The sequence below is a fragment of the Rhodococcus sp. NPDC059968 genome, from assembly GCF_042738615.1.
Lineage (GTDB): Bacteria > Actinomycetota > Actinomycetes > Mycobacteriales > Mycobacteriaceae > Rhodococcus_F.
In genome coordinates this window covers 89915-97137 of record NZ_JBHWUE010000038.1, presented here as the reverse complement: position 1 = coordinate 97137, position 7223 = coordinate 89915, and the positions used below count along the sequence as shown (strand labels likewise).

At 69.0% G+C, this 7223-nt stretch carries 6 protein-coding genes; 3 read left to right on the top strand and 3 right to left on the bottom strand.

What is annotated here, in order from left to right; genetic code table 11:
* Positions 1-284: 284 nt before the first annotated feature.
* Positions 285-1892 (top strand): PucR family transcriptional regulator, encoded by a 1608-nt coding sequence (locus ACFWAY_RS27455; RefSeq protein ID WP_378512864.1) that lies wholly within the window; start codon positions 285-287, stop codon positions 1890-1892.
* Positions 1893-2105: 213 nt separating this feature from the next.
* Complete coding sequence (gene ald / locus ACFWAY_RS27450) at positions 2106-3212, top strand: alanine dehydrogenase (RefSeq protein ID WP_378512863.1); 1107 nt, start codon at positions 2106-2108, stop codon at positions 3210-3212.
* A gap of 14 nt (positions 3213-3226) precedes the next feature.
* Here the strand turns inward: ald and ACFWAY_RS27445 are convergent, their stop codons facing one another.
* Complete coding sequence (locus tag ACFWAY_RS27445) at positions 3227-3916, bottom strand: ZIP family metal transporter (protein ID WP_378453518.1); 690 nt, start codon at positions 3914-3916, stop codon at positions 3227-3229.
* 47 nt (positions 3917-3963) lie between these two features.
* Here ACFWAY_RS27445 and ACFWAY_RS27440 point away from each other — a divergent pair, with 47 nt between their 5' ends.
* A complete protein-coding gene (locus ACFWAY_RS27440) occupies positions 3964-4845 on the top strand; it encodes a biotin-dependent carboxyltransferase family protein (protein WP_378512862.1) in 882 nt (293 codons plus the stop codon).
* Between the two features lie 12 nt (positions 4846-4857).
* Here the strand turns inward: ACFWAY_RS27440 and rlmB are convergent, their stop codons facing one another.
* Both rlmB and cysS read right to left on the bottom strand, forming a co-directional pair.
* Entirely contained in the window at positions 4858-5826 is a 969-nt protein-coding gene (gene rlmB / locus ACFWAY_RS27435) for a 23S rRNA (guanosine(2251)-2'-O)-methyltransferase RlmB (RefSeq protein ID WP_378453520.1), read from the bottom strand.
* Positions 5827-5828: 2 nt separating this feature from the next.
* A complete protein-coding gene (cysS, locus tag ACFWAY_RS27430) occupies positions 5829-7223 on the bottom strand; it encodes a cysteine--tRNA ligase (RefSeq protein ID WP_378453521.1) in 1395 nt (464 codons plus the stop codon).

The following is a 7223-nucleotide window of genomic DNA, read 5'->3' as shown; positions in this document are numbered from 1 at the left end:
GACGCTGGCGAGGGCGACCTGACCGGTCACGGCACCGGTCGCCGGGTTCGTCACGGGCGCGGTATCGACGCGCGTTCCGGGGTAGGACTTGTTGTCGAACCAGTGCGAGATCGTTCGGGTCTGCGCTGCGCCATCGCTGTGGGTCATGAAATGGGTGTCCTTACCGAGAGAGCCGATACGCGGGAACTCCGCGTGAAGTGCGATGTCTTCACTCTGGTCCGTGAACCAGCCCCCAGAGCCCGACGATCTGTATAGAAATCCGGCTTCTGATTTACACTGCGTAAATGCAGCCCACCATCGTCGACATCCTGGCGCTCCCGGTCGTGCAGGCGGGAACGCCCGAGGTGATCGGCGGCGGACCGCTCGACAGGCCGGTGCGATGGGTGCACGTCAGCGATCTACCCGACCTGTCGAACCTTCTCCAGGGTGGCGAACTCGTCCTCACCACCGGCCAACCCCTCGCGGACGACTCGTCGAGCGTGGCGTACCTGGAGGGACTGGCCGCGGCGGGCGCAGCCGGACTCGTCGTCGAACTCGGCGTCCACGTCGACACCGTGCCGGAAGGGGTGGCGCGCGCCGCCGACAGACTGTCGTTCCCGGTGATCGCGCTGCACCGCCAGATCCGGTTCGTCGAGGTCACCGAGGAGGTGCACCGATCGATCGTCGCGGAGCAGTACGACGAGGTCGCCTTCGCACGGCACGCACATGAGGTCTTCACCGACCTGAGCATGAAGCGGGCGTCGCTCGGTGAGATCGTCGACGCCGCGGCCGGCATGCTCGGCGCCCCGATCGTGCTCGAGGACCTCAACCGGCAGGTGCTGGCCTTCGCAGCGCAGGGAACCACGGCGGCGGATCTCCTCGCCGAGTGGGAACGTCGGTCGCGGCTGACGCCCGTATCGCGTCAGACCGCGGTCGACGGCCCGGAGTCGTGGACGACGACGCCCGTCGGCGCACATCGGCAGGAATGGGGACGACTCGTCGCCCCTCGCCCCGTCGCCGCGGAAGGTCGGGCGCGGATGACCCTCGAGCGTGCCGCGCAGGCGCTCGCACTGAACCGCATGGTCGAGCAGGACCGGACCGCACTCGAGCAGCAGGCCCAGAGCGGACTCGTCGACGAACTCCGCCGCGGGCGCATCCAGGACGAGGCAGAGGCGACCGCGCGCGCCCATGCGCTCGGCCTCCGTCCAGCACTGACCTACCTGCCGATGACGGTGCGAGTCAGCGAAACCGCCAGCGCCGACCAGGTTCTCGCGCAGCGACGCCGAGTGAACATGCTCGATGCCGTCCGCCACGCGGTCCGGACGTCGCGGCAAACCGCACTCACCGCGAACACCCGCGCCGGGCAGATCGACCTGCTCCTGTCCCATCCGCCGGCGTCCACACCCGACGCGCTGCCCGAACTCTGCGCGGCGATCCGTGCCGCGCTCACCCGTCTCGACGGCGTCCTGCATTGCACGATCGGCGTCGGTCCCGAATCGACCCGGCTCCTGGACGCCGCGGGCGGCCTGACGGAATCCGCTCACATCGCCGAGGTCGCGCTGTCGTTGCCACCGGGCGACAAGGCCTTTCACCGAGCAGCCGACATCCGGTTGCGCGGTCTCCTCGCCCTCATCCGGAATGACCCGCGGGTGCAGGCCTTCGCCGAGACCGAACTCCGCGGCCTGCTGGAGTATCAGGCGCGCCACGGCGGCGACAGCGTCGACGTCCTGCGCAGCTTTCTCGAACTCGGTGGCAACAAGACGGAACTCGCGAAACAGCTCCACCTCTCCCGCCCCACGCTCTACGCGAAATTGGCCACGATCCAGCGCCTGCTCGGTGTCGACCTCGACGACGCCGAGTCCCGGACGTCGCTGCACACGGCGATGCTGATCCTGCGGCTCCGCCACCCGTGAGTACTTGTTAACGGCGGGCGGTTAATAAGTACTCACGGGGCGAAGCCACTGGCCGAACATCCTTCGACGAGGACCGGCTCAGGGTGCCGGCATCCGAATAGTCGCGAGCCAGCACCCCAAGGTTGAGAATTATCTTCACAACTGTTGGCAAGAATGGACGTTTTCTTCACTATTGGCACCTACCAATCGAATTTCCGACAGCACGGAGCTCTCATGAAGATCGGCATCCCCCGCGAAATCAAGAACCACGAATACCGTGTGGCCATCAGCCCCGCCGGTGTCCACGAACTCAGCGAACGCGGCCACGAAGTCGTCATAGAATCCGGCGCCGGCATCGGCTCGTCCTTCGCCGACGAGGACTTCAAAGCCGCAGGCGCCCAGATCCTCTCGACCGCCGACCAGGTATGGGACACCGCCGACCTGCTCCTGAAGGTCAAAGAACCCATCGCCGAAGAATACGCACGCCTGCGCCAGGGCCAGGCGCTCTTCACCTACCTGCACCTCGCCGCGTCCAAGGACTGCACCGACGCCCTGCTCGCATCGAAGACCACCTCGATCGCCTACGAAACCGTCGTCGGCGGCGACGGCTCCCTCCCCCTGCTGGCCCCGATGAGCGAGGTCGCCGGACGCCTCGCCCCGCAGGCCGGCGCCTACCACCTCATGCGCCAGGGCGGCGGCCGCGGCGTCCTCATGGGCGGCGTCCCCGGCGTGCGCCCGGCGAAGGTCGTCGTCATCGGTGCCGGCGTCTCCGGCCGCAACGCCATCGCCGTCGCCTACGGCATGCAGGCCGACGTCACCGTCCTCGACCTGTCCATCGCCCGCCTCCGCGAGATCGACGCCCAGTACTCCGGCCAGGTCAAGACCATCACCTCCAACAGCCTCGAACTCGAGCAGGCCGTCCAGGGCGCCGACCTGGTCATCGGTGCGGTTCTCGTCCCGGGCGCCAAGGCACCCACCCTCGTCTCCAACACCCTCGTCTCGCGGATGAAGCCCGGCTCGGTGCTCGTCGACATCGCCATCGACCAGGGCGGCTGCTTCGAGGACTCGCGTCCCACCACGCACGCCGAGCCCACCTACCAGGTCCACGACTCCGTGTTCTACTGCGTCGCCAACATGCCCGGCGCCGTCCCCCGCACCTCCACCTACGCCCTCACCAACGCCACCCTCCCCTACGTCGTCGCCCTCGCCGACAGAGGCTGGAAAGAGGCCACCGCGACCGTTCCCGGACTCGCCGAGGGACTGTCCACCCACGACGGACAGCTGCTGTCCACCGAAGTCGCTGCTGCGCACGGCTACACGGCGGTGCCGCTGCCTGCCTGAGCGACATCGCCCGGCTAGGCGCCGAGACCGAATGCGACGAGGAACCCGAGTGCGGTGGACAGGCCGACCCACCACCCGCCTTCGCGGTACGCCTCGGGCATCAGCGAGTCCGCAAGCACGGCGATGGTCGCGCCTCCGGCGAACGCCTGGACCGTTGCGATGGTGCCGTCGGAGATGGTGTCGGACACGGCGTCGGCGCCGATCACGACCAGCACCAGCAGGGCTGCAGTCGCCGCCCACACGGACAGCGCACGACCGCGACTGAAGTGCGGCTGTGCTCGCATGGAGGCCGCGCCCGCCACCGCCTCCGGCACGTTTCCGACGGCGACGGCCACGAGCAGCACCACCCCGCCGGCGCCGCTGATCGATACGCCGAGGGCGGTGTTCTCGGGGATGCCGTCGAGTAGCGCACCGAGCATCAACGCCCAGCCCAGTGCGCCCGCACCCAGTTTCAGCTCGATGAGCCGGTCCGCGCCCACGTAGACGAGTGCTCCCGCGAACAGGGCCGCGCCTGCTGTCCAGATCCCCTCGGTCTCGAACGCGGGCTGGAACAACTCGGTGGACACGGCGGCGACCATCGTTCCGGCGCCGAAGGCCATGAGTGCCGCGAGAACCGGCCGCGGCAAATCGAAGCGCAATCCGACGACAGCACCGATCAGCAAGGGCAGGGCCGTACCGAGGCCGTACAACGTCGCGGTCAACATGGTCGAGAGCGTATCCACAAGACCTGCGGATGCGGGACAATCGAACGATGGCTTGGCTCGAGGTCGTGCGCACCGGACCCTTCACCACCGTGCAGGATCGTGGCCGCCCCGGTTACGCGTCGATCGGCGTCGGCGAGTCGGGTGCCGCCGACCGCGACGCGCACGACAGCGCAAACCGTTTGGTGGGCAACCATTCCGACGCAGCAACCCTGGAAGTCACGCTCGGTGGGCTCGCGGTGCGTGCGGCCGGGACCGTCTCCGTCGCCGTCACGGGCGCCCGCAACCCCGTCACCGTCAACACCGAACCCCGGCCCGACTACACGATGCTGCACCTGAATACCGGGGACCTGCTGGAGATCGCGTTCGCGTCGGAGGGCCTTCGCAGCTACGTCGCGGTGCGCGGAGGTTTCGACGTGCCCGCGGTGATGGGGAGCCGGTCCACCGACAGTCTGTCGGGGATCGGCCCCGATCCCGTCGCCCTGGGTGATCGGCTGCTGGTCGGCGCGGATGCCGGCGACTGGCCTGCGGACGAGATCATCCCCCCACCCGTAGCTCCCGAGGATCCGCTGACGATGCGGGTTCGGCTCGGACCGCGGGACGACTGGTTCACACCTGCGTCCGTCGAGGCCCTTCTCCGCGAGACGTGGACGGTCAGCTCCGACACCAATCGCGTGGGGGCGCGGCTCGAGGGTCCGGGACCGTTGCACCGCGCCGTGACGCACGAGATGCCGAGCGAGGCCATGGTTGCGGGGGCACTGCAGGTGCCGCCCAACGGTCGGCCCATCCTGTTCCTCGCCGACCATCCGGTGACCGGCGGCTATCCGGTGATCGCCGTGGTCACCGAGGCCGACCTCCCGGTGGCCGCACAATTGCGGCCCGGGCACCGAGTCCGCTTCCACCGCGCGGTGGCGTCGCCGATCCCGAGGTGACCGTGGCGGAATCTAGCCCCGGCGACGGCGGGCGATGTCGGCGAGCACGACACCCGCAGCGACGGACGCGTTGAGCGATTCGACGGGGCCTGCCATCGGGATGCTGAGGATGGCGTCGCAGTTCTCGCGGACCAGACGCGACAATCCCTTGCCCTCGGAGCCGACGACGACCACCACGGGGCCGCTGCCGTCGAACTCGTCGAGGGTGGTGTCGCCACCCGCATCGAGACCGACCACCTGAACACCCTTGGACGCCCAATCCTTCAGCGTGCGAGTCAGATTGGTGGCGCGGGCGATCGGCAGGCGGGCCGCCGCGCCGGCACTCGTCCGCCACGCGACCGCGGTGACCGACGCACTGCGGCGCTCCGGGATCACCACACCGTGACCACCGAACGCGGCCACCGAACGCACGACGGCACCGAGGTTGCGGGGATCGGTGATGTTGTCGAGGGCCACGAGCAGCGGCGCCTCCTGATGCTTGCGGGCCTCCGCGATCAGGTCGTCGGGGTGCGCGTAGCGGTACGGCGGCACCTGCAACGCGATGCCCTGGTGCATGCCGTTGGCGCTGAGCCGGTCGAGATCGGTCCGGGGAACCTCGAGGATGGAGATGCCCGCGTCGGCCGCCCGCTGAACGGATTCCTTCAGGCGATCGTCGCTCTCGGTCCCGACCGCGACGTACAGCGCGGTCGCGGGGACACCGGCGCGCAGGCACTCGACGACGGGGTTGCGGCCCAGCACCGTCTCGGGGCCGTCGAGCACCTTGCGTCCGGCGGTCTGACGACCGCGCCCGGGCTGCTTGTCGGCTTCCCTGGCTGCGCGGGCGGCGCGCTTGGCGGCGGGGTGCTTGGTGCGGGCCTCCGCGGGCGGCGTGGCGCCGCGGCCTTCCAGCCCCTTGCGGCGCTGGCCACCGGAACCGGCGACCTGCCCCTTCTTCGTACCGGTCTTGCGGATGGCTCCGCGCCTACTCGAATTTCCAGCCATTACTACTGTCCTGCCTTGAGAGACCACTCGGGCCCGTTGGGGGTATCGGTGACCTCGATGCCCGCCCGGATGAGACGGTCACGCACCTCGTCGGCCACAGCCCAGTTCTTCTCGGCGCGGGCACTCTGCCTGCGCTCGAGTTCGGCCCGGACCAGAACGTCCAGGGCATCGGTTGCCGCGGACGCATCCGCGGTCTCCTGAGTCCAGTGCTCGTCCAGCGGGTCGACGCCGAGGATTCCGAGCATGGCCCGGACCTGCGACGCGATCTCGCGCGCACGCTCGAGACCTCCACCGTCGAGGGCGATATTGCCCTCGCGGACCTTGCCGTGCACCTCGGCGAGCGCGGCGGGGACGGCGAGGTCGTCGTCGAGCGCGCGAGCGAACGCCTCCGTCCACCGACCGACGGACACCTCACCGGCACGCTCCTGCGTGCGCATGACGAACGACTCGATCCGGCGGAACGCCGCGGCCCCCTCGTCGAGCGCGGTGTCGGAGTACTCGAGCATCGACCGGTAGTGGGCACTGCCCAGGTAGTACCGAAGCTCTTGCGGCCGAACCTTTTTCAATACGTTCGGCACCGAGAGAACGTTGCCGAGCGACTTCGACATCTTCTCGCCACCCATGGTGACCCAGCCGTTGTGCAGCCAGTACTGCGCAAAGTCGTCGCCGGCACACTTGGCCTGCGCGATCTCGTTCTCGTGGTGCGGGAACACCAGGTCCAGGCCACCGCAGTGGATGTCGAACGCCGCCCCGAGATAGAACTCGGCCATCGCGGAGCATTCGAGGTGCCAGCCCGGACGGCCCCGGCCCCACGGCGTCGGCCACGACGGCTCACCCGGCTTCTCCGCCTTCCACAGCGTGAAGTCGCGGGGATCACGCTTGCATTCGCCGGCGCTCTCGCCCTGGTGCACGTCGTCGAGCTTGTGCCCGGACAGGCTGCCGTACCGGGGGTAGCTGCGGACGTCGAAGTAGACGTCCCCGCCCGCCGCGTACGCGTGGCCGTTGTCGATGAGGCGCTGCATCATCTCGACCATCTGCGTGATGTGCCCGGTGGCACGCGGCTCGACGGACGGCGGCAGCACACCCAGCTGCTGATAGGCCCACGTAAAGGACCGTTCGAACGTGGCGGCCCACTCCCACCACGGCCTGCCCGCCTCCGCGGCCTTGTTCAGGATCTTGTCTTCGATGTCCGTTACGTTGCGGACGAACGCCACGTCGTAGTCGTGGGCGAGCAGCCACCGTCGCAGCACGTCGAAGGCGACGCCGCTGCGTACGTGGCCGATATGGGGGTCGCCCTGCACCGTGGCGCCACACAGGTACACCGATGCGTGTCCAGGGGCCAGCGGAACGAAGTCACGCATGGCCCGCGTCTCGGTGTCGAATAGGCGCAGGGTCAC